Source organism: Nostoc sp. PCC 7107 (genome assembly GCF_000316625.1).
GTDB lineage: Bacteria > Cyanobacteriota > Cyanobacteriia > Cyanobacteriales > Nostocaceae > Nostoc_B.
This window is the reverse complement of the sequence record NC_019676.1, coordinates 2,712,049-2,735,031: the sequence shown is the minus strand read 5'-3', so window position 1 is coordinate 2,735,031 and position 22,983 is coordinate 2,712,049. Positions and strand designations below refer to the sequence as shown.

Here is a 22,983-nt window from a genome sequence, read left to right as displayed (position 1 = left end):
CAAACCAAATTACTTCAGCGCCTAACGCACCCCAACATTACTTCTACGGCTGAATCCTCTGTTAAAGTCACAATAGTTAAAGTTAAGTCTATATTTTATTTTTCCAAAATGTCTGCTAAACCTACGGATAAAAGCCGAAGTCGGATTCAATCTGGTGACTGGCCGATTGAACAATTACCAGGATTGAGTCAAGAAGAACAATCGCAACTGCAAGTTTGCGGAATTAAAACTACCAGGAGTCTGTTTAACCAAGGTAAAACTTTAGAAGCTAGGGTAGCTTTAGCTAGTAAATTACAAGTTCATCTTCAGTATGTAAACAAATGGTTAGCTTTAGCTGATTTATCTCGAATTCCTACTGTTGGCACACAATATTGTGGTTTGTTGCTTCATGCAGGCATCGCTTCCGTTGCCCAATTAGCCGAAACTCCTAGCCACAGATTGCACCGACAAATTATGCGTTTGCAAGTCGCAACTTTGCAACGACGCGATTTGTGTCCATCAATTGAGTTAGTCCAGCAATGGAATCAGCAAGCTAAGACAGTGCTGAGTGTTGAGTGCTGAGTTGTTAATCAGGTATTCTCCCCTGTCCTACTCTTTTACCAACACTCCATTGAGGAAGATATCAGCGAGTCCTTCGGCCATTTTTTGCATTTCTTGAGGAGAAGCATCGGGTTCCATGAGGGTGTTGTTAGAAAAACCAGCGATCGCAAACATTCCCAAAAACACTTTCGCCACAAGTTTGGCATCGGTTTGGCGATAGATACCTTTATCCATAGCTGTTTGAAAGAATGCTTCAGCCACATCTGTCATTTTATTAATGACTTCTATTTGAATGCGATCGCGTAAATCAGGATGAAACTGCACCTCCATAAAACACACCCGCATTAAATCAGCGTTTTTCTGGAAATTCCACATCCTCCGGCGCATCACTTGAGCTATAGCCTTATAGCTGCCCATTTCGCTCAATTCCGTCAGTAAATCTGTTAAAATCTCCACCCAGCCACTCGTGGCTACCTCCACCAAAATAGCTTTTTTATTGGAAAAATGCCGAAATAATGTACCTTCAGCAACTCCGGCTGTTTGCGCTAAGTCACGGGTTGTAGTGCCATCAAATCCTTGAGACGCAAACAGCCGCCTGGCCGCTTGTAAAATACGGGTACGTGTTTGTGCTTCTGAGGGTGGGGGAGAATTAAAAACTCGCATAACAGTTACGGTGTGATTTCCCGAACGCGACTGGTAGCATTTATTGTCTAACGTCGAATACAAAAAGAACGGAAAGCTTAATACAAGATTAACGCCCTGCCGAATTAGTCACCTGTTTCTCAGGTAGGGAAATTTGACAACACAAGTCTGAAGTGTCAAAGATGAAGATGAAATTTATTTTTCCGACTTCAGACTTCAGACTTCATACTTCAACCAATTATTGCTTATGAATCATTTCCGTAGCCTTAGCACAGTTTTCAATTGGTCAATCCAGCGATCGCTAAAACTGTTGCGGCTGTTTATGACATATTTTGCGATCGCCATTTTAGTTTCTGGTTCTCTACCAGAAATGGCTTTGGCGCAAACTCAAACTGCGCCACCTCCTCCACGCACAGTCCAACCCAGCAAAGCACCCGATCAAAGTTCAATTCAGCCTTATTTAGATCGGGTAGTTAAACAACTGACGAAGTTTCAGCTAGACAATGGGATGAAGTTCATTGTTTTAGAACGCCATCAAGCACCAGTAGTATCATTCCTGACCTACGCTGATGTTGGTGGTGTGGATGAGCCAGACAAAAAAACAGGTGTGGCACACTTTCTAGAACATTTAGCTTTTAAAGGTACGCAACGCATTGGTACAACAGATTACAAGGCAGAAAAACCCCTACTGGAACGCTTAGAGCAGTTAGATAATCAAATTAGAACAGCTAAGGCGGATGGTAAAAAAGACGAAGTAGCGCGGTTGCAAGCCGAGTTTAAGCAAGTAGAAGCCCAAGCGGGTAAGCTAGTCAAGCAAAACGAAATGGGGCAAATTGTCGAACAAGCGGGAGGCGTAGGTTTAAATGCCAATACTTCCACAGAAGCCACCCGTTATTTTTACAGTTTTCCATCCAATAAATTAGAACTTTGGATGTCCCTGGAGTCGGAGAGATTTCTTGAGCCTGTACTCAGTCGGGAGTTTTTTAAAGAAAAAGATGTAATTTTGGAAGAACGGCGCTTACGGGTGGAGAATTCGCCTATCGGTTTAATGATTGAGAAATTCATTGATGCGGCGTACAAAGTTCATCCTTACAGAAGGCCAGTCATTGGTTATGACGAAGATATCCGCAACCTGACACCAGAAGACGTGCAGAAATTCTTTGATACTTACTATGCACCAAATAATCTAGCGATCGCTATTGTCGGTGATGTTAACCCCAACGAAGTTAAACGACTCGCACAAATTTACTTTGGACGCTTCCAAGCCAAAGCTAAACCCCAATCTCAAATTCCTGTAGAACCCAAGCAAACCGAAACGCGCCAAGTAACTTTAGAACTAGCTTCTCAACCTTGGTATTTAGAAGGTTATCACCGTCCGGCAATTAAACATCCAGATAACGCCGTCTATGAAATTATCAGCCGACTGCTGAGTGAAGGACGCACTTCTAGGTTATATAAATCCCTGGTAGAAAAACAACAATTAGCCCTGACAGCCCAAGGTTATAGTGGTTTTCCCGGCGATAAGTACCCTAACTTGATGCTATTTTATGCCCTGACTGCTCCCGGCAACAGTGTTGATGAGTTAGCTAAGGGTTTACGCCAAGAAATAGACAACTTGAAAACTCAACCAGTCACAGCAGTTGAATTACAGCGTGTCAAAACCCAAGCCAGAGCAGATTTATTACGCAGCCTGGATTCTAATACAGGTATGGCACAGCTATTACTAGAATACGAAGTGAAAACAGGTGATTGGCAAAACTTGTTCAAGCAATTAGATGAAATTGCAGCGGTAACTCCAACTGATATTCAACGAGTCGCAAAAGCAGCGTTTACAGCCGAAAATCGCACTATTGGTAAGTTGTTGTCGAAAAAAGCTTGATAACGAACCGCAGAGGGCGCTTAGACGCGATAGCGGCTTCCCATAGGGTAGGAAGAGAAGAGATATGCACAGATATAGGGGTAAGAAGTCAATGAAATTCAAAATATCAAATGCTAGAAGGTTAATTTATGTTGTCATGTTTGCCTTTGCCTTTTTACTTTTGACTTTTGACTTTTCTTTAGCGGCGACAACAACAGCCAAGCATTACACTGAGTTAAAACTACCCGCTTTACCGGCGGTCAAATTACCCAAATATGAGAGATTTGTTTTACAAAACGGCCTGGTTGTGTATTTAGTCGAAGATCATGAACTACCGTTAGTCAGTGGTTCAGCTTTGTTACGTACAGGTAGCCGTTGGGAACCAGGCGAAAAAATTGGGTTAGCTGGTTTAACAGGTGCAGTCATGCGGACTGGGGGAACGAAAAAGCATTCACCCGATGAACTCAATGAAATATTAGAACAGCGGGCGGCATCGGTAGAAACTAGTATTGGTGAAGGTTCAGGTAATGCTAGTTTTGACGCATTGAGTGAAAATTTAGAAACAGTATTTGGACTGTTTGCCGAAGTGTTACGCGAACCAGTGTTTGCCCAAAATCAGCTAGATTTAGCCAAAACACAGGCAAAAGGCGGAATTGCTCGACGCAATGATGATCCTAATAGTATTGCTAGTCGAGAATTCAAGAAATTGGTTTATGGCAAAGCCAGTCCTTATGCGCGGACTGTAGAATATGCCACATTGGATCAAATTAACCGTGACGATTTAGTCCAGTTCTATCAGCAATACTTTCACCCCAATAATATGATTTTGGGCATTGTGGGAGATTTTGATAGTAAAAAAATGCGATCGCTCATTCAAGCTAAATTAGGTAATTGGCAACGCAACCCGAAAATCACCCAACCCAAATTACCAGAAGTAGCAGCAGCCAATCAAGGCGGAGTATTTTTTGTCAATCAGCCACAGTTAACTCAAAGTAGCGTACTCATTGGCCATTTAGGTGGTAGATTCGACAGCCCAGACTATGCACCACTCGATGTCTTGAATGGCGTATTAAATGGGTTTGGGGGAAGGTTATTTAATGAAGTGCGATCGCGCCAAGGTTTAGCTTACTCTGTATATGGTTACTGGAGTCCCCGCTTTGATTACCCTGGGATGTTTTTAGCTGGTGGACAAACCCGTTCTGATGCTACAGTTCAGTTCGTCAAATCCTTACAAACCGAAATTAAACGCATCCAAGCTCAACCAGTCACAGCTAAAGAACTAGCCTTTGCCAAAGAATCTACCCTCAATTCTTTTGTATTCAACTTTCAAGACCCTGGTCAAACCTTATCGCGGTTAATGCGATATGAATATTACGGCTACCCATCAGACTTTTTGTTTCGTTATCAAAAAGCCGTCGCCGCCACCACAGCCGCCGATGTGCAACGGGTAGCCAAGCAATATCTCAAACCAGAAAACTTAGTAACTCTAGTTGTTGGCAATCAAACTACCATTAAACCGCCATTAACAGGTTTGGCAAAACAAGTAACACCCATAGATGTAACAATTCCCGGTTCGCCTTCACAAGCGACAAATTGATCACAATATAATATCTAGATTCCTGACTTTTTCAAAGGTCTGGAATCTGGAAACTGCAAACAAAATCCTCAAAATGCGCGGATGGGTAGGTGTACAAAATCTCTATGGAGAGACAATGGCTGGATTCCTTTCACTGCAAGCTTTTGCAGGAAAATTACACAAAAACCACCCGCGCACCTTATCCAGTCTATGTTTCAGCCATTTTGCTAAAATCAACTGCCATTTACTCGTGTTAAAATCAACCCATCCGCGAAATCGAACCTTGAAAACTAAATACAGACAGCCTTTCCGGCTCCCGCAGTTTAAACTTCACCTAATCCCTATTAGGGATTGAAACACTACTGTTTGTGGTTTTCGATTTGCTTTAAAGTTTAAACTTCACCTAATCCCTATTAGGGATTGAAACGCTCAGTAAGCTGCTCCCAAGAAGAACGGTTGAAGTTTAAACTTCACCTAATCCCTATTAGGGATTGAAACAGGAACACCATCACCATCAGCATCAGAATCAGGGTTTAAACTTCACCTAATCCCTATTAGGGATTGAAACAGTATGTATTGTTTATCGCTCAATCTGAAAAACAGGTTTAAACTTCACCTAATCCCTATTAGGGATTGAAACAGGAACACCATCACCATCAGCATCAGAATCAGGAATATTAGTAGTTTAAACTTCACCTAATCCCTATTAGGGATTGAAACACCATCAATATCAGAGGATGAAGGTTGATAATCAGTTTAAACTTCACCTAATCCCTATTAGGGATTGAAACGCTCGTTGCTACTTTCGGTTTTAGTTTACTTATCAAGTTTAAACTTCACCTAATCCCTATTAGGGATTGAAACTGGTTCATCCTTTGATTACATTTTTGATTACTAAGGTTTAAACTTCACCTAATCCCTATTAGGGATTGAAACAAATTGGTAACAAGCAAGTGCCAGTGAGTCAGCGTTTAAACTTCACCTAATCCCTATTAGGGATTGAAACTTTCTTCGCCTATTTATTCCAGGATTTACAATAAATGTTTAAACTTCACCTAATCCCTATTAGGGATTGAAACTGTAAACCCTAAAGAAACCGACTCAAACCATTGGGTTTAAACTTCACCTAATCCCTATTAGGGATTGAAACCTTAAGGATTAGATAATGAATAATCAAGAAAATGGTTTAAACTTCACCTAATCCCTATTAGGGATTGAAACAGTTAAGTGTTTCGCCTTCAACAAGCGGAGAGCCTCTAGCAGTTTAAACTTCACCTAATCCCTATTAGGGATTGAAACAAATTGGTAACAAGCAAGTGCCAGTGAGTCAGCGTCAGTTTAAACTTCACCTAATCCCTATTAGGGATTGAAACGAATCATTTAATTTAACTGGACGAATATTTTTACGTTTAAACTTCACCTAATCCCTATTAGGGATTGAAACGTATGTCTTGATGAAGCTGGAATCTTTCTGAATGGTTTAAACTTCACCTAATCCCTATTAGGGATTGAAACGATGGAGTAGTTAAGGATTACAGAGCAGACAGAGGGTTTAAACTTCACCTAATCCCTATTAGGGATTGAAACATGAGGGGTCTAACCCTACACCCCAGACCTTGAAGTTTAAACTTCACCTAATCCCTATTAGGGATTGAAACAATTCCTAATGAGACTCTGGACATAAAAACTTACATTACGATGAACTTTTTGCTTTTATAGACGAAACTCCTTGAATTGTGTCTAAAAAATCAACTAAAAAATCTTGAATTTTTTAAATGCGTATACAAAATATAAGAGAGACATTTTAGATATTGTGTAGCTAGATTTTAGGTATAGCTACACTAATTAGGATTACCGTATTTGCGGAGGTAAAATCAATGGCAAGAATAACAATATCAGACCTTTATCTCAATAATAACGAGCAGCATATTACTGAACTAACTGCTTGGGAAGCCAGAACTGTAGAGGCAGGTGCAAGTACAATCACAATCGACACTAGTGATTTATTAAAGCTGCAACAAAATATCAATGACATTCTTCAGGGTGTGTCAAATCAACTAAGACAGCAGCAGCAGCAACAACAACAACCTAATAATAGTTATGGTCTGCGACAACCATACGACAATTACGTTTATTATTAATTCTGGGCGATATGCTTTTGCTCAGAAAGTTAGTACCCAGAATAAAAAAGTCAGGAGAAATTGATCATTTTATCTCTTGACTCATGCGATTTCTGTATATTTTATGTTGCTGCTCATCAATATTAATTTATTGGCAAGCAGCATTTTTCAGCCAAATTATTTTATTAATAGTCGTACGTTCTCAATTCAGGCAGTATGAGAACGTATGATTTTTTATGCAAATAATTATAATTATCATTTTTATGATGTATGTAGATAGCTAATAGTATTGTGAGAAAATTATCATATATATACATTTATCGTAAAAGTGCAGATTTTGCGCTCTTGACAAATTATTTATCCCGTTATTCAAGTAAATAGTATTACCCATACAGCAACTTCGATAAACTTCAAGCTATATACCTTGTTAACCTTAATTATTGATATTACTACCAATTCAAAATTATTGGACGTGTAAAATCTAAAATTATAAAAAGACCTAAGACATTTATTTGAGTCTTTATAAAGGTGTTTGTAGCGTTGACTTTTATAGTTTGCATAAATAAAAATTGCATTAACGGTTAAGCAAAACACAGCTTAATTGCCCACGAAAACAACTTGATGACAAGCAATTGTATTAGGAGGAAATCATGGCAAATATCACTCTTTCAGAATTAAATGCTGCTGGTTCTCAACTGTTCCAAGGTTCTGAAAGCTTCTTAAATGACTTAAGCGATGTTGATGCGATCGCTGGTGGTTCTGGCTATGGCTATGGCTACGACGGCTTTGGATTCAATAAGTTGATTGAAGGATTTGTTGATGTTTATGCTATCCAACATGTCTATGGCATAGCTAAATCTTTCAGCAAAGGCGGCTACGGTGTCTCCGGCTACTAATAGCTTTGTAATTTATTATTAAGCTATCTTTCTGTAATTTACTATTGAGCTACCTTTCGCTTAACCATAATGCGAAAGATAGCTTAATTCCCCGCACAAATTATCAATTGTCAGCAATTTTTTGAGGATAAAATCATGGCAAATATTACTCTTTCAGCATTAAACGCTGCTGGTTCTCAATTGTTCCAAGATTCCGAAAGCTTCTTAAATGACCTGAGCGATGTTGATGCGATCGCTACACATGGTGCTGAGAATAACTCTAATAGTTATGTTAGCGACTTTTACGGATTCAATAAGTTGATTGAAGGATATGTTGGTGTCTATGCTATCCAACATATCTATGGTATAGCTAAATCCTTCAGCCAAGGCGGCTACGGTGTCTCTGGCTATTAATAGCTTTGTCATTTAGTACTATTCTCTGTAAACATCCAATCAATCAGCCTGCATTTGACATTTTGTAGAGTATGCAGGCTGTATTTCTCAAGCTTTAATTAGAGAATTTGTATGAGTCAGCGTCTTAATAATAAAGCAAAATCTAGCTTTATTGTCTGCAAATAAACCTGATTACAACCAAGTTTTAAAGGACAAAGTTATGGCTAACATTACCCTTTCTGAACTAAATATTGCTGGCTCTCAATTATTCCAAGATTCCGAAAGTTTTCTTAATGATCTCAGTGATGTTGATCTGAGTGCTGCACATGGTGGTAATAATGCCAATTATGCTGACTACGGATATGGCTCAGATTCATATATCAGCGTATTTAATAAGCTCATTGAAGGATTTGTTGTTGTCTATGCTATCCAGCATATTTTTAGCATAGCCAAGTCTTTCAGTAAGTATAATTACTAATAAATTTGTAGTTTACAACTAAGGTAAATGGCTCTTATAGATTTGGAAAAAATCATCTTGAGTAATTATCAAATCTATGAGAGTCAGCCATATCTTTATCTGGGAATGATGAAATGGCAAAAATTATTATTGATGAACTAAGTTTTAGTGACTTAGAAAGCTACCTGACCGAAGTGAATGATTTAGATTCTCTGTCTATATATGGTGGTGAATCTGAATTGCAGCAAATTCTTGACTTTGCTTACAACCTATTGAATTTTGTCCTATCAGCTTATGCTATTTACAATATTTCTTTAATAACAAAATCCTTCAAAATTACTAGGAATAAAACTACCCGTTCTGTATTCAGCTTATTTTAACTGCTGCATCATAGTTAAAATTCTGACTATTTGATTCTTTTAGCTAACTTGAAAAATATCTAACACTATGCCATTTTTACTAAGCTCTCAAAATGTTTTTGAATACTTGCTTACTGTGGGATTTTGTACTCAAGCAGAACAGTCATTAAGTAAGATTGAGCCAAAGCCTGCTAAAAATTTTAACTTGTTAGTTACTTTACCTGATAATCGGCAACTGCTAGTTAAGCAAGAGCGCCTAAATCGAGAAGGAAACACGGCTGGAGAGTTTTTTGCGGAATGGAGAGTGCATCAGTTTTTGCAAAAATTTCCTGATATGAATCATATTTGCTTGTGTTGTTCAGAAGCAGTGCATTTTGATGCTGAAAATTCTATTATTGTTTTCAATTATCTTAATAACTATCGGGATCTAGCTGATTTCTACATGAGAGAAAATATCTTTCCTAGTGATATTGCGATCGCAGTTGGAAAGACTTTGGCATTAATTCACCGTGCTACTATTACACATCCAGACTATGAACAATTTTTTCACCAAGCCAAGCAAGTATCTCACCCAAAAAATCCCAACCTCACCCTAGGATTAGAGAGAATTACCCCAGAAATTTTTGGTTTGGTTCCGAGTGAGGGATTAAAATTTTTTACCCTTTATCAACGTTACGATAGTTTGGGACAGGCGATCGCCGAATTGAACCGTTCTTACACCCGCTATTGTTTAACTCATCATGACCTAAAGCTGAACAACATTCTTTTATCTTTAACTTGGCAAGAAGCTATTGCAAATAACTCTGTTTCAGATGAAAGTATGATTCGCTTGATTGACTGGGAACGTGCGGATTGGGGAGATCCGGCGCATGATTTAGGAATGCTCATCGCCAGCTATCTGCAATTCTGGTTATATAGTATGACTACCAGTAAATCGATGGCAATTGAAGAGTCATTACGTCTCGCTACCACACCTTTAGAAATAGTTCAGCCTTCCATTGCAGCCTTGATGTCTACTTATTTAGCGCATTTCCCAGAAATTTTAGAGACTCGTTCAGATTTCTTAGAAAGAGTTATGCAGTTTTGCGGTTTAGCTTTAATTACAGCTATTCAAGCCGGACTCCAACATGAAAAAACTTTTGGCAATGTGGGAATCTGTATGCTTCAAGTTGCTAAGAGTTTGTTGTGTAATCCCAAAGCATCTATAAAAACAATCTTTGGCGTGGAAGCTGTAGAACTTTTACCCACAAATTTATCTCGCAATTAACCTTACAGAAAGAAAAAAGGAGAGTAGAAAAAGAATTTTCTTCTACCTCCTAAGCATATCTCTGAGAAGTATTTTCGCTAACATCAAAGTCTTAAAAAGCAATTCCCTAAGCCTCACCTTCCCTAGGTTCATGCAGCGTGTTTAAGACAAGGAATGAAGGTTGCAAAGCCTCTCCCCGAAACGGGTAGAGGTTTGGAAAGGGGTAATTAGTATAATTTTCGACTTTTCAGATATCTTTTAACTGCTGAATTCTGACTTCTGTATTCCTCTTCAATTATAGGTAAGCTTTTATGCAAATGTTAGATTCCATCGCCACTCAACTTTCACAGATTCCTGAATCATTGCAGATATCATTACAAGACATTATTTATAACATTGAAATTCAATCTGCTTATTGTATTAAACACCCAGACTACAAACCATTGGAACTACCAGAATCCGCAGTTTCTCGCTTTCAGCAATTACCTGCGGCGCTACAAAAAAAATTCTTAAGTCTGCAATTACGAGGTTTCCTCTATGGCATTTATTACAATAACTCTCTAAAAAGTTCTCTCATAGCCAATACAGAAACTAACAATGTGGCGTTACATCAAAACCTCGAAAATAATACATTACTGGGTGTCGATGTGGCTTTTTATGAACGCCTACATGAAAGTAATCGAGGTGATGGCTACTGGAGTTACAATTGGCAGGTAGTACAAGAAAATCTAGATAACACTTTAATAGTACAAAAGGATGGTTTGACTCTACAAATTGAGCGTAGCCGTCATCTATTACCTCAAAACCAATTTCCTGTGGTGGGTAAATACGTTGCAGTTAAAATGCCCAAAAATCTTGTCCAGAATGGCTTTTACATGGCAGTAGCGAACGCTGGAAGTGCGACAAATCGGGAAAGATTGGTGCGTGTTTACTTTAATGTAACTCCAGAAGGTGCAGGTGCAGTTATGGAAACTTTGACTACACAGCTTAACTTTCTAGAGATTCCATTTTCATTTAAAGCCTTATACAATCCTTCCGATTACGAACGCTATGATTCAGCAGTGTTTTACTTTGATAAAAACAATTATGAAGCGATTCACCCAGTATTAGAAAGGATGTATGCAGAGTGTGAATCTTATTTTCAACCAGAAATACCTTTATTTACTAAGTTTATCGCCCCTGGGTTAGCGATCGCCGAAGAACCCAATCGCAGATTTGCTGAACTAGAGAGTTTTGGAACGCATCGTTGTCAAATTATCGCCAATGGCTTGCTTGAGGCTTGGGGACAAGGAAATGATACACCAGCTAATCGGATAACAGCGATTCTTGAACAATTTTCTCTATCGCAAGTGGAATTACAACGCCCTTATCTGAATGCTAATTCTCAAGATATCTATATGGCTTTATTTTGATTATAAATGAAGTGACAAAAGAGGGATATCATACCACAAAATAATTATGCAAGCAGTCTATTCTTGCTTGTATCTCACTAAAATTAGAAGCGATATATCTAATTGTTTGCTAATTCCGACAACTTTGTGAATACTGCTTGTGCATGACCTTTTGCTTTTACATTCGGCCAAGTATAAGCAATAATTTTATCTGGGGAAATTAGGAAAGTTGACCGCACAACTCCCATATATTCTTTGCCCATAAACTTTTTTAATTGCCAAGCACCATAGGAGTCTGCTAGTTGATGTTCTGGGTCACTCAAAAGCGTAATTGACAAGTTATGTTTGTTGATAAACTTGCAATGAGACTTAGCAGAATCGAGACTGACACCTAAAATTTTGGCTCCTAATTGACTGAATTCTGAATGTAATGCTGTGAAATCTTGGGCTTCTGTCGTGCAACCAGGGGTGTCATCTTTGGGATAAAAATAAAGGACAATCCATTGCCCGCTAAAATCATCTAGGCTAACTAAATTTTCATTTTGGTCAGGGGTGGAAAAAGCTGGTGCAGGTTGTCCAACTTGAGGAATGTTACTCATAATGTATTGATCAAATAGCGAGCGCCTCAAAATTTTACCGGAAGTTGGCGATCGCTTTTATCTAGTTTGTTGAGAATGGTGCAAAATATAAGTTCACCAACCCAACTGCAATCATCTCTATTCATGTTACGTAAATTTACTGGACGCGATGAATTGATAGCTTATCTGCGAGAACATTTCCCCCAAGCCGCAGAACGTGACGACCATATCAGCAACTCTATTGGCGGACGCAAAGCAGCCCAAACAGCATTACAAAAAGTAGACCCAAGCACTTACAGCAAAACCCGTAACTTTTTAACAGGTGCAGTGACAAAACTTTCACCTTATATTCGCTATGGAGTTTTGAGCCTAGCTGAAATTCGTGACTACGTGTTAGACAATGTAGATCAGCTAGAGGATGCCACTAAATTAATTAACGAATTAGGCTGGCGGGATTATTGGCAGAGATTGTATGCCAAACTAGGTAATGGCATCTGGCAAGACCAAGAAGAATACAAAACCGGGTACACAGCCCCAGAATATGCCGCAGAATTACCACCAGATATTCAAGCAGGTAGCACTGGCAGAGTTTGTATCGACAACTTCAGCCAAGAATTACGGGAAACTGGCTACTTACACAACCACAGTCGCATGTGGTTAGCCGCTTACATCTTGCATTGGCGGCATATTCGTTGGCAAGCTGGTGCTAAGTGGTTTTTACAACATCTTTTAGATGGTGATCCTGCCAGTAATAATATGTCTTGGCAATGGGTTGCTAGTACTTTTAGCCATAAACCATATTTTTTCAACCGCGACAATTTAGAACGCTACACCAAAGGTGTCTATTGCCAGAAATGTCCTCTATATGGACACTGTGATTTTGAAGGTAGCTATGAAGAATTAGAACAGCGGTTGTTTCCTCAAGGAGAATTTATCAAAAAACCAAATAGTCAAAATTGGCAGCATGGTAAGAAAGGGAAAAAATGAATAACCCAATTATTTGGATACACGGCGACTGTCTCAGCCCAACCAACCCAGCGCTTCAAGCATACCCCAATGCCCCGGCAATTTGGGTTTGGGACGATGCTTTGATTGAAGAATGGCAATTAAGCCTCAAACGCATCGCCTTTATTTATGAATGCTTGCTAGAATTGCCAGTTGAAATTCGCCGGGGTAATGTAGCCCAAGAAATTTCAACCTTTGCCCAAGAGAATCATGCCAATTTAGTAGTGACAGCCGCAAGCCCCAGCCCCAGATTTGATGATATCTGTGACGCAATAGAACGTTCGGTAAAATTGGAAATATTGGCAGTCGAACCATTTTTTGAATATGACGGCTATATCGATTTGAAGCGTTTCTCACGCTATTGGAAAGTGGCAGAAAAATATGTTTTTGAATAAATTAGCCCCTAGCCTCTAAGGTGATAATCGCTCAATTTTCCAACTACCATCTTCTAACAGAGTATAAAGCAGGCGATCGTGTAGTCGGCTAGGACGACCTTGCCAAAACTCAATTTCGGAAGGAATGACTCTTAACCCTCCCCAATGAGGAGGACGGGGAATCTCCTGATTTTCATATTTACTCTGGAATTCCTGCATTCTTTGTTCTAAAAGTTCTCGGCTTTCTATGACTTCGCTTTGTTGAGAAACCCACGCACCTAGGCGACTCTTGGGCGGACGAATCTCAAAATACCCATCTGACTCTACTTCCGAAACTTTCTCTACATGACCACAAATTCGCACTTGGCGTTCTAGTTCTGCCCACCAAAACACCAAAGCTGCTTGAGGATTTTCAGCGAGTTCTTGCCCTTTTTGACTGTTGTAATTGGTGAAAAAGACAAAACCGCGTTCATCAAAGTCTTTCAGCAGAACCATTCTCGCCGCAGGTTTAGCATCTGGTGTTGCAGTAGCTAAAGTCATCGCATTGGGTTCTGGTAATTGCGCTGCTAATGCCTGCTCAAACCATTTTTTAAATTGTATAAATGGATTAGGATCAACTTCAGTTTCAGTTAAGTCTTGTAATGTGTAGTCTTGGCGGAGGTCAGCTATGGTGGTGTTCATTGTCATGTATTTCCTCTATAACAGATACACTTATACAGGGCTTTGTTAAAAATATCTATAAATCATGCCTAGTATCAATGCCAGTTTCCCAAATTTATTCCACAAATATCTAGAGCATTAAATCTAATGCGCCGTTCAGCCTCTCTACAAACTCTGTTATTCTACGGTTTGAGTGGCCCGATTATCGCTCTCAATGTTGGGCTGCTATCAGTACTTTTCAGTTATTTCAAACATCCCATCACCATTTTGAGTATTGCGGCGATTTTAGCTTTTTTACTTAATTACCCAGTGAAGTTTTTTGAACGCGCCCGCATCACGCGCACACAGGCAGTAATCATAGTTTTGCTGGTGACATTAACTCTAGTGGTGATTTTGGGTATTACCCTAGTTCCCATCGTCATTGACCAGACAATTCAACTTTTAAATAAAATTCCTGATTGGTTAACTGCTAGTCAAGCAAACCTAGAACAGCTTGAGGAATTTGCCCAACGGCGACGTTTGCCTTTTTTAGATTTACGAGTGCTGAGTAATCAAATCAATGCCAGTATTCAAAACCTGGTGCAACAGTTGGCTTCTAGTGCAGTAGGCGTGGCAGGAATTTTAGTCTCAGGATTATTAAATCTAGTATTGGTGGTAGTGCTGGCATTTTATATGCTTTTATATGGCGATCGCGTCTGGTACGGTTTAATTAATCTTTTGCCGTCTCATATTGGCATACCTCTAACGGTATCTCTACAGCTAAATTTTCAAAGATTCTTCTTGAGTCAACTATTACTCGGCTTATTTATGATAGTGACTCTCACCCCGATTTTTATCGGCATGAAAATTCCCTTTGCCCTATTATTTGCCACACTCATCGGCTTATCAGAACTGATTCCCTTTATTGGGGCAACTCTCGGCATTAGTTTAGTTACACTTTTAGTGATGCTGCAAAATGGCTGGTTAGCAGTACAAGTTGCTCTAGCCTCGATTTTTATGCAGCAAATTAAAGATAATCTCCTAGCCCCCAAATTACTAGGTGACTTTATTGGCCTCAATCCGATTTGGATTTTTGTATCTATTTTGATGGGATTTGAAATTGCCGGATTGTTGGGTACACTTGTGGCTGTTCCCATTGCTGGTACTATCAAAGGCACCTTTGATGCCATCAAAAATAACAAAGGAGGTAATTTCGTATCAACCGTCACTATTCCTCACGAACCACCAGAAGACCAGAGAAATTAGGTAGGGATAGAGGGACAAATAACAAATGACCGTTAACTATTAAGTTATCTTGCTGAAACCGCAGTATAAAAACCTAATGATATATTAGTTTGTCCATAAATAATTAAATTAACTAGACTATTTTGCTGGGATTTGTTTCACCAACCTCAAATGACAACTTCCATAATTCGGAAATCAGAATGGATGCTTCCGAGCTATTAGAAAACATTACACTCCTAATTGACCAAGCTGAACGGGGAGAAATAGACCCTTGGGATGTCAAGGTCATTGAGGTGATTGATCGTTATTTGGAATTTATGGCACCGGAGGCAACAACAAAAGGCTACGAATCAGATTTATCGCAATCTGGACAGGCTTTTTTATCTGCATCAATGCTGGTTCTATTCAAAGCGAATACCTTAATGCAGTGGTCAACAGCCCAAGATGTTCAAGAAATTGAAGATGATGGCCTGAATGAGATGGAAAATGGCCTCTCACATCAGCGTCGTTTGCCATTAGAACTGCAACTGCGCCGTCGTCCATCGGCTATGCCACCACCTAAACGCCGTGTCACCCTGCAAGAACTAATTGAGCAATTGCAGCTGATGGCAAATCAGCTAAAACTTGTCCAGAAAGTTGATAAACCTATTCGTGTGAAGCGTCAGCCTAGTGTCCGCACCATGCGGCAGGCGCTAGAATTAGCTCACCAAGAAAATCTGACAGAAGTAGCCGGGGAATTGGAAGAGGTATTGCGTTTTGCTGCTCAAGAACTAATGCAAGAGCAAAATTATGTTACCCTCGAACAGCTTGTACAATTGTGGTGTCAAACGAAGCAACCGCAAGCAAATGGTTCTAGCCACAAATCAGAACACAGTCACCTAGTTGGCATTTTTTGGGCTTTACTGCTGTTATCGGCTCAATCTAAAGTTGAGCTATTTCAAGAGGAATTTTACCAAGAGATTCAAATTCGACTGATTACAGATGCAGCTAACATCTCAAAATCAGTAGAGCAACCAATAAACTAAATCACTAGTTCATCCTAAAAATATTATGTAAGTTACCCAGACATACCGAAGCTATTTTTTTAATTTTTAGCAAATTTAGAATATACGCCTACATTGGTAGTCTATCTCTCGCTATGGTTGCAATAACCAGTGAATTACTGTTATCCCTGTTTCTAGGAGTTACTTAGAGCAGAATCAAAACTGATGATTAAGTATCACTCGTTGAAAGTAAAGAGTGCTGAGTTGAAAGTGCTGTTAGCGGTAGCGGGGCGTTTAGCCCATGCTGAGTTAAAAGACCATCCTCAAGAGGTGGAGTATCAAACTCAAAATCGGAAGATTCCGCCTACTCAGGCTGGAACTTTTATTGAACGCGAAAGTACAAAGTACTTTGTACCTGACTCAGCACTCAGCGAGAAGTTGCGTATGGGGGGTTCCCCTGTTGAGCAAACTTCGGTGACTCAGAATTCAGTACTGAGTAAAGTAAACTGGCTTGTGGTTGAGGAATAAATTTTATGAAAGCGATGATTCTCGCGGCGGGTAAGGGTACTCGCGTTCGTCCAATTACCTACACGACTCCCAAACCAATGATTCCCATCTTGCAAAAGCCAGTGATGGAATTTTTACTGGAACTTTTGCGCCAACATGGTTTTGACCAAATTATGGTCAATGTTAGCCATTTAGCTGAAGAGATTGAAAACTATTTCCGTGACGGCCAGCGGTTTGGTGTCCAAATTGCCTATTCTTTTGAAGGCAAAATTGATGACGGTAAATTGGTAGGGGAAGCAATTGGTTCGGCGGGAGGGATGCGACGCATCCAAGATTTTTCGCCGTTTTTTGATGATACTTTTGTTGTGTTGTGCGGTGATGCTTTAATTGATTTGGATTTAACAGCAGCTGTTAAGTGGCATAAATCCAAAGGGTCAATTGCGACAATCATTTCTAAATCTGTCCCCCTAGAAGAAGTTTCTAGTTATGGTGTTGTCGTTACCGATGAGGATGGGCGTGTTAAAGCTTTCCAAGAAAAACCTTCAACAGAAGAAGCCCTCAGCACCAATATCAACACAGGGATTTACATTTTTGAGCCAGAGGTATTCAAATATATCCCCTCTGGTGTGGAATATGACATTGGTAGCCAGTTATTCCCGAAGTTGGTGGAAATTGGTGCGCCCTTCCATGCTATTCCGATGGATTTTGAATGGGTGGATATTGGTAAAGTACCAGACTACTGGCGGGCAATTCGCGGGGTACTGCTGGGTGAAATCAAAAATGTGCAAATTCCTGGTCATGAAGTCGCCCCTGGTATCTACACTGGCTTAAATGTGGCTGTAAATTGGGACAAGGTGGATATCACAGGCCCAGTTTACATCGGCGGTATGACCAGAATTGAAGATGGTGCGAAAATCGTTGGCCCGGCAATGATTGGCCCGAACTGTTGGATATGTAGTGGTGCAACTGTAGATAATAGCGTAATTTTTGAATGGTCACGCTTGGGGCCGGGAGTTCGTCTAGTTGATAAGTTGGTGTTTGGTCGTTATTGCGTAGATAAGACGGGCGCATCTATTGATGTCCAAGCTGCTTCTTTAGACTGGTTAATTACTGACGCTCGTCAAGCGCCACCAGTGCATACTCCTCTAGAACGGCAAGCAATTGAAGAATTGCTGGGGACAAACGCTATTTAGGGAAATGAAAGTCAAAAGGTAAAAGGCAAAAGTAAAAAATCTCATCTTTTGCCCTTTTACTTTTGCCTTTTTACTTCCTAGCTATTCAAGTATGTGTATCTTCTGAGACTTTGTTCGTAAGTTTGCATGAGTCGTTGAGATTCTGCAAGGGTAATGCGTTTTTCTTCTAATGCTTTCTCGCATCGCTGGCGAATATGTTCCACCATATCTTCTGAGTCATACTGCACGTAGCTGACTACCTCACTCATGGTGTCGCCTTTGACGACGTGTTGAATTTGGTATCCTTTGGGCGTGAGTTGAATGTGAACGGCGTTGGTATCTCCAAACAAGTTGTGTAAGTTCCCCATGATTTCTTGGTAAGCACCATTGAGGAACATTCCCAAGTAATAGGGTTCTCCTGGTTTGAAGGTGTGCAGTTCTAAAACTGATTTAACATCACGCAGGTCAATAAAGCGGTCTATTTTACCATCACTGTCGCAGGTGAGGTCTGCCAAAATTCCCCGCCGTGTTGGTTCTTCATCAAGACGATGGATAGGCATAATGGGGAATAATTGGTCGATCGCCCAACAATCTGGTGCTGATTGAAACACCGATAAATTGGCGTAGTAAATGGAAGCCATGATTTTTTCTAGGTCTTCCAGTTCGTCGGGTACGTAATCTTGCTGTCTAGTAATTTCGAGAATTTTTTGACAACAAGCCCAGTAGAGTCTCTCGGCTTTAGCCCGTTCGCGCAAACGCAAAATGCCTAAGTTGAAGCGACTGATGGCTTCTTCTTTAAATTGCGTCGCGTCGTGGAAAAACTCTTGGTAATTTTCTTTGTTAATTGATTGGTAAGTTTCCCACAAATAATTAATTATTGGGGATTCTCCCTCTTGTGGGGGTTCTGGACAGTTGAGAGGGACATCGCTGGTACTGAGAATATCAAAAATCAGTACTGATTGATGGGAGGCGATCGCTCGTCCACTTTCACTGATCAGTGTAGGTACGGGAATTTGCCGTTCTGTACAAGTATCTTTTAACTCTGCCACGATATCGTTAGCATAGTTCTGCATGTTGTAATTTTTGGAGGCGTAGAAGTTGGTTTGGGAACCGTCATAGTCTACACCCAAGCCACCACCGACATCGAGATATTTCATGTCTGCTCCCAACATCGCCAACTCTACATAAATTCGGCTGGCTTCTTGGATGGCATCTTTAATGACATTGATGGCAGAAATTTGTGAACCGATATGGAAATGTAATAGCTGCAAAGAGTCCATTAATTCGGCTTCGCGCAGTTTATCCACGGCTTCGATAATTTCTGGCATTGTCAAGCCAAATTTGGCGCGATCGCCGCTGGAAGTTCCCCAGCGTCCCATCCCTTGGGTGCTGAGTTTGGCGCGAACTCCGAGAATTGGCTTAATGCCTAACTGGCGATTAGCCGCAATTACCAAATCGACTTCTTCAATCTGCTCTAAAACGATAATTGGGGTTTGCCCTAGTCTTTGGGCTAACATTGCCGTTTCAATGTATTCTCGGTCTTTGTAGCCGTTGCAAATTAACAATGCTCCGGGGGTATCCAATAAAGCCAGGGCAATCATTAATTCTGGTTTGGAACCTGCTTCTAAACCAAATTGATGCGGTTTGCCAAACCGGACTAAATCTTCAATCAAATGCCGTTGCTGATTGCATTTGACAGGAAACACACCACGATAAACACCAGGGTAATTATAACGGGCGATCGCTTTGGCAAAACAAGCGTTTAATCGCTCAATTCGATCTTCGAGAATGTCAGAAAAGCGAATTAGCATGGGTAGCCCTAAATTACGTTGTTTTAAGGCGTTGACCAATTCAAACAAGTCAAGAGAACCCCCGCGATCGCCTTTGGGGGAAACAGTAATATGACCTGCTGCGTTAATGGAAAAATAAGGTTGTCCCCATCCTTCAATACGATATAGTTCCTCGCTATCCTCTATTTTCCAGACGCGAGGCAAATCGCTTGCGGTAGTGCTTGGTGGTAATAACTTTTTTTGTTTGTGATTTTTCACTTCAGATTTATGCCCACTAGACGGTAGTAGTACCACCTCATCAGATGTAGCAGTTGACTCAACACCCATTTCTGACCTCTGTGTTTCACCCACGAATAAACAATTTAACTCATTCATCTGGTAATGGATATGCACCCAGTGATGATTTCTGAGATAAACTCTGATTGGTCGTTATTCAATAGTTATTCGTCAATGGTCAAAAATGTATTGACTTTAGACTATGGACTTTTGACAATTGACAAGATGAAAATTTTATTAAGTTTTGGGAGACAGCTTTGGAACGCACATTTTTAGCTATTAAGCCTGATGGCGTACAACGTAAACTAGTTGGCGAAATTATCCGTCGGTTTGAAACTAAGGGTTTTACTCTGGTAGGGTTGAAGTTTCTCCAAGTGAGTCGAGAATTGGCTGAACAACATTATGGTGTTCACCGGGCAAGACCCTTTTTTGGTAGTCTAGTAGACTTTATCACTTCAGGCCCAGTTGTAGCGATGGTTTGGGAAGGGGATGGTGTAATTGCTTCTGCCAGAAAAATTATTGGCGCAACTAATCCCTTAACAGCAGAGCCAGGAACCATTCGTGGTGACTTTGGGATCAACATCGGACGCAACCTCATTCACGGTTCTGATGCTCCCGAAACTGCACAAACAGAAATTGCTCTGTGGTTTAAAGATGAAGAATTAGTCAATTGGCAACCACATATATTCTCTTGGTTGCACGAATAGAATAAGTTAAAAGGCAAAAGTAAAAAGGTGAGGCAGTGCGCTGGGCGGGTCTCCCGACTCCCTCACTGCCGAACCCGAAGGGTAAAAAATTTCATTTTACTTTTGCCTTTTTACTTTTTACTTTACTTCGGTTTTTTCTGGTTCGGCTTGGGGTAATGAAGGAACAGTTTTTTTAGAAAAACCCCAAGCTAAAATTATGGCGATCGCACTAATCATTAACCATTCTGGTGGGACTAAATCATCGTTGATGACTTTCAATAGCAAACGTAAACCCACAAAAGCTACAGTGACATAACCTGCGTCTTCTAGATTGGCATATTCATCTAACCAACGAATAAACAACCCAGCCATGAATCGCAGTGTGATAATGCCGATAGTTGCACCAGTTAGGACTAACCATCTTTCTTGGGAAACTGCGATCGCTGTTGTCACACTATCTAATGAAAATGCTAAGTCTGTAAAGGCAATTACAGGTATGGCTTGTAAAACAGTTTTAAACCTCGGCCCGTGATGGTGTGAGTCTGATGTTTCTTCTGAGGTAAAGTGTTGAAATACCAACCACAACAGGTAAGCTGCACCTAAAAGTTCAAATTGCCAAAAATTTTGTACCCAGGTAGCAGTCAAAATTAGGGAAATCCGCAACACGTAAGCAATAACTAAACCAAAGTTGAGGGCTTTACCTTCGAGTTCTTTGTCTTCTAATCCTTGGGCGATCGCGGCGAGGGCGATCGCATTATCAGCGGATAAGACTGCTTCTAAAAACACCAGGATTAGCAGAACTATCGGGGCTTCTACGCTGACATGAAAATGGAGATAATCAAATATGCTGTCTAGCATTCCGGGTTTCTCTAGCAGAAAAATAAAAACTATATAGAATGTTTCTTCTATAAAAAAGCGCAATCAATCGCTACTTTATATCCAGCTTAACTTGTAGAGGCTGCATAATTGCGGCGATCGCCACAGAATCTGATGACGATTCGGCTTAAATGTATTTCATTATACACAAATTCTTGCAGTTGTCTGGCTTTTTTAGACTTTTGCTACAGTTACCGGAATAATTTTTCTAAAAGATGATTGGCTAAATTCTCAACTTCTGCATTATCTACATCATCATCAGCTAACAAATTTCTGATGGCAGATAATCTGTCATCCTCAGCAATAATTCTTTCACATTCTGCTAAGTTAACTGCGAAATCAAACAGCGATTTTTCCTTTAATTGTTGTCTTACCTGGACAGCTAACATGTCATTACTGACTAAAAATTCTTTAATTGCATCTAATAAATGATTACCTAAAATCTCATCATGTCCCCAAGTTTCTAGCCAATCTCCATCAACATCTTCAACATATATATGCACAAAATCTAAACCATAAGTTAGCCAATCTTGTTGCATTTTCCGTGCTGTTGCTAATGCTTGGGCAAGTTTATCTAATTGTCCTTCGTAGCTTGCAGTTTCACGTTGGTTAGGCATAAAAGCTGTGATAAGCAGTTAAATGGATGAAATACATCAAAAAACTAAGCAAATTTTAGATATTTGCCTTCAGCAAGGTAATCACTGTTATACAAAGCAACGTTGACTAACTGATTAATGAAATTAGTATCTTTGGGATTGTAACTAACAAACAAGCCTCTTTCTATCTCCCACAAGTTAAGTGTGTTTTTCCAGTCATGATACTTTTGATTACTTAATTCTTCAGATACGCTGGTAACTTGAATACATAGCGGTTGATTGTTCCGACTGCTAACAATTAAATCTGTTGCCATAGAGAGGTCGGCAATATATCGCTGCCAAAAACTACCTTCTCGACTGACAATATCTTGAGCTATTGATTTAATAATATCATCATCAACTTGATTAAACTCACCGGACATCAATTTTTGCTTCCAAATATAAAATTTAGAGTCAGTTGCATTAATCCACTTAGGAAAAAGATAACCATACCAATACCGTTCATTCGGTGTCATTTGGGCTAACTTGGCTTGTTGTTCTGCTGCTGAAGGTAAGGATTTAATTAATAGCCAAATAGTAGAATCCGTAATTACCTCTAAAAGAAACGCCAGCACCAATGGTTTAGCCGTCAGGGAACCTAATTTAATATCTTTGACCCAACGATTAATTTCATCTAATTTTTTCGCTAGATTTGGATCTATCGATGATGACTGCTCAATCAGTGATTGTAACTGCTCCTTGATCTCTTTAGCTTGCAAATGATGCCCTACTTTGGTCAAAAATACTGAGTTTATTTAAA

24 protein-coding genes and 1 CRISPR repeat array are annotated in these 22,983 nt (G+C 40.0%); of the genes, 17 read left to right on the top strand and 7 right to left on the bottom strand.

Translation table 11 applies throughout. The annotated features are described in order from the left end of the window. The first annotated feature begins 108 nt into the window (after nucleotides 1-108). The gene (locus NOS7107_RS11590) at nucleotides 109-561 is read left to right on the top strand and encodes a DUF4332 domain-containing protein (protein WP_015113162.1); all 453 of its coding nucleotides are present in this window, start codon (nucleotides 109-111) and stop codon (nucleotides 559-561) included. A gap of 27 nt (nucleotides 562-588) precedes the next feature. On the opposite strand, the gene NOS7107_RS11585 is transcribed toward NOS7107_RS11590, so the two are convergent. Further along, nucleotides 589-1,203: a TetR/AcrR family transcriptional regulator gene (locus tag NOS7107_RS11585; protein ID WP_015113161.1), complete on the bottom strand. Its 615-nt coding sequence runs from the start codon at nucleotides 1,201-1,203 to the stop codon at nucleotides 589-591. A 301-nt stretch (nucleotides 1,204-1,504) separates the two neighbouring features. On the opposite strand from NOS7107_RS11585, the gene NOS7107_RS11580 reads away from it, so the two are divergent. The 9 genes from NOS7107_RS11580 to NOS7107_RS11540 all read left to right on the top strand — a co-directional run bounded on the left by NOS7107_RS11580 (nucleotide 1,505) and on the right by NOS7107_RS11540 (nucleotide 11,478). Continuing rightward, nucleotides 1,505-3,061, top strand: coding sequence for a pitrilysin family protein (locus NOS7107_RS11580; protein ID WP_015113160.1), 1,557 nt, complete (start codon nucleotides 1,505-1,507; stop codon nucleotides 3,059-3,061). Between the two features lie 91 nt (nucleotides 3,062-3,152). Continuing rightward, nucleotides 3,153-4,637 carry a pitrilysin family protein gene (locus tag NOS7107_RS11575; protein ID WP_015113159.1) on the top strand — a complete coding sequence of 495 codons (1,485 nt, stop codon included), beginning with the start codon at nucleotides 3,153-3,155 and terminating at the stop codon, nucleotides 4,635-4,637. A gap of 300 nt (nucleotides 4,638-4,937) precedes the next feature. Then, nucleotides 4,938-6,274: a CRISPR direct-repeat array (repeat unit 37 nt; unit sequence GTTTAAACTTCACCTAATCCCTATTAGGGATTGAAAC). 219 nt (nucleotides 6,275-6,493) lie between these two features. Further along, a complete protein-coding gene (locus NOS7107_RS11570; protein WP_015113158.1) occupies nucleotides 6,494-6,757 on the top strand; it encodes a hypothetical protein in 264 nt (87 codons plus the stop codon). A gap of 629 nt (nucleotides 6,758-7,386) precedes the next feature. Beyond that, nucleotides 7,387-7,632 carry a hypothetical protein gene (locus NOS7107_RS11565; RefSeq protein ID WP_015113157.1) on the top strand — a complete coding sequence of 82 codons (246 nt, stop codon included), beginning with the start codon at nucleotides 7,387-7,389 and terminating at the stop codon, nucleotides 7,630-7,632. Between the two features lie 135 nt (nucleotides 7,633-7,767). Further along, entirely contained in the window at nucleotides 7,768-8,025 is a 258-nt protein-coding gene (locus NOS7107_RS11560; protein ID WP_015113156.1) for a hypothetical protein, read from the top strand. Nucleotides 8,026-8,224: 199 nt separating this feature from the next. Then, on the top strand, nucleotides 8,225-8,482 hold the full coding sequence (locus NOS7107_RS11555; RefSeq protein WP_015113155.1) for a hypothetical protein: 258 nt from the start codon (nucleotides 8,225-8,227) through the stop codon (nucleotides 8,480-8,482). A gap of 113 nt (nucleotides 8,483-8,595) precedes the next feature. After that, nucleotides 8,596-8,841, top strand: a complete 246-nt coding sequence (locus tag NOS7107_RS11550) for a hypothetical protein (RefSeq protein WP_015113153.1) — start codon at nucleotides 8,596-8,598, stop codon at nucleotides 8,839-8,841. Between the two features lie 67 nt (nucleotides 8,842-8,908). Then, entirely contained in the window at nucleotides 8,909-10,087 is a 1,179-nt protein-coding gene (locus NOS7107_RS11545; RefSeq protein WP_015113152.1) for a phosphotransferase, read from the top strand. 290 nt (nucleotides 10,088-10,377) lie between these two features. Continuing rightward, entirely contained in the window at nucleotides 10,378-11,478 is a 1,101-nt protein-coding gene (locus tag NOS7107_RS11540) for a T3SS effector HopA1 family protein (RefSeq protein WP_015113151.1), read from the top strand. 98 nt (nucleotides 11,479-11,576) lie between these two features. Here the strand turns inward: NOS7107_RS11540 and bcp are convergent, their stop codons facing one another. Beyond that, complete coding sequence (bcp, locus tag NOS7107_RS11535) at nucleotides 11,577-12,056, bottom strand: thioredoxin-dependent thiol peroxidase (protein ID WP_015113150.1); 480 nt, start codon at nucleotides 12,054-12,056, stop codon at nucleotides 11,577-11,579. A gap of 123 nt (nucleotides 12,057-12,179) precedes the next feature. Between bcp and NOS7107_RS11530 the strand changes: the two genes are divergently transcribed. Both NOS7107_RS11530 and NOS7107_RS11525 read left to right on the top strand, forming a co-directional pair. Then, nucleotides 12,180-13,022: an FAD-binding domain-containing protein gene (locus NOS7107_RS11530; protein WP_015113149.1), complete on the top strand. Its 843-nt coding sequence runs from the start codon at nucleotides 12,180-12,182 to the stop codon at nucleotides 13,020-13,022. Then, nucleotides 13,019-13,435 carry a hypothetical protein gene (locus NOS7107_RS11525; RefSeq protein ID WP_015113148.1) on the top strand — a complete coding sequence of 139 codons (417 nt, stop codon included), beginning with the start codon at nucleotides 13,019-13,021 and terminating at the stop codon, nucleotides 13,433-13,435. Before NOS7107_RS11530 ends, NOS7107_RS11525 begins: the two co-directional genes overlap by 4 nt. 15 nt (nucleotides 13,436-13,450) lie before the next feature. Here the strand turns inward: NOS7107_RS11525 and pdxH are convergent, their stop codons facing one another. Further along, nucleotides 13,451-14,095 carry a pyridoxamine 5'-phosphate oxidase gene (gene pdxH / locus NOS7107_RS11520; RefSeq protein WP_044500744.1) on the bottom strand — a complete coding sequence of 215 codons (645 nt, stop codon included), beginning with the start codon at nucleotides 14,093-14,095 and terminating at the stop codon, nucleotides 13,451-13,453. Between the two features lie 126 nt (nucleotides 14,096-14,221). Between pdxH and NOS7107_RS11515 the strand changes: the two genes are divergently transcribed. The 4 genes from NOS7107_RS11515 (at nucleotide 14,222) to NOS7107_RS11500 (ending at nucleotide 17,981) form a co-directional block, all read left to right on the top strand. Further along, nucleotides 14,222-15,319, top strand: coding sequence for an AI-2E family transporter (locus tag NOS7107_RS11515; protein ID WP_015113146.1), 1,098 nt, complete (start codon nucleotides 14,222-14,224; stop codon nucleotides 15,317-15,319). A 179-nt stretch (nucleotides 15,320-15,498) separates the two neighbouring features. Then, nucleotides 15,499-16,323, top strand: coding sequence for a segregation/condensation protein A (locus tag NOS7107_RS11510; protein ID WP_015113145.1), 825 nt, complete (start codon nucleotides 15,499-15,501; stop codon nucleotides 16,321-16,323). 183 nt (nucleotides 16,324-16,506) lie between these two features. After that, a complete protein-coding gene (locus NOS7107_RS11505) occupies nucleotides 16,507-16,809 on the top strand; it encodes a hypothetical protein (RefSeq protein WP_015113144.1) in 303 nt (100 codons plus the stop codon). Between the two features lie 5 nt (nucleotides 16,810-16,814). Next, nucleotides 16,815-17,981 carry a sugar phosphate nucleotidyltransferase gene (locus NOS7107_RS11500; RefSeq protein ID WP_015113143.1) on the top strand — a complete coding sequence of 389 codons (1,167 nt, stop codon included), beginning with the start codon at nucleotides 16,815-16,817 and terminating at the stop codon, nucleotides 17,979-17,981. Nucleotides 17,982-18,058: 77 nt separating this feature from the next. Here NOS7107_RS11500 and speA read toward each other — a convergent pair whose 3' ends face one another. Further along, complete coding sequence (speA, locus tag NOS7107_RS11495; protein WP_015113142.1) at nucleotides 18,059-20,077, bottom strand: biosynthetic arginine decarboxylase; 2,019 nt, start codon at nucleotides 20,075-20,077, stop codon at nucleotides 18,059-18,061. A 206-nt stretch (nucleotides 20,078-20,283) separates the two neighbouring features. On the opposite strand from speA, the gene ndk reads away from it, so the two are divergent. Then, nucleotides 20,284-20,733 (top strand): nucleoside-diphosphate kinase, encoded by a 450-nt coding sequence (gene ndk / locus NOS7107_RS11490; RefSeq protein ID WP_015113141.1) that lies wholly within the window; start codon nucleotides 20,284-20,286, stop codon nucleotides 20,731-20,733. A 117-nt stretch (nucleotides 20,734-20,850) separates the two neighbouring features. Here ndk and NOS7107_RS11485 read toward each other — a convergent pair whose 3' ends face one another. From NOS7107_RS11485 to NOS7107_RS11475, 3 genes are all read right to left on the bottom strand, one after another. Next, nucleotides 20,851-21,570, bottom strand: a complete 720-nt coding sequence (locus NOS7107_RS11485; protein WP_015113140.1) for a TerC family protein — start codon at nucleotides 21,568-21,570, stop codon at nucleotides 20,851-20,853. A gap of 209 nt (nucleotides 21,571-21,779) precedes the next feature. Next, nucleotides 21,780-22,205 carry a hypothetical protein gene (locus NOS7107_RS11480; protein ID WP_015113139.1) on the bottom strand — a complete coding sequence of 142 codons (426 nt, stop codon included), beginning with the start codon at nucleotides 22,203-22,205 and terminating at the stop codon, nucleotides 21,780-21,782. 44 nt (nucleotides 22,206-22,249) lie between these two features. Then, nucleotides 22,250-22,942, bottom strand: a complete 693-nt coding sequence (locus NOS7107_RS11475; protein WP_015113138.1) for a hypothetical protein — start codon at nucleotides 22,940-22,942, stop codon at nucleotides 22,250-22,252. Nucleotides 22,943-22,983 lie beyond the last annotated feature (41 nt).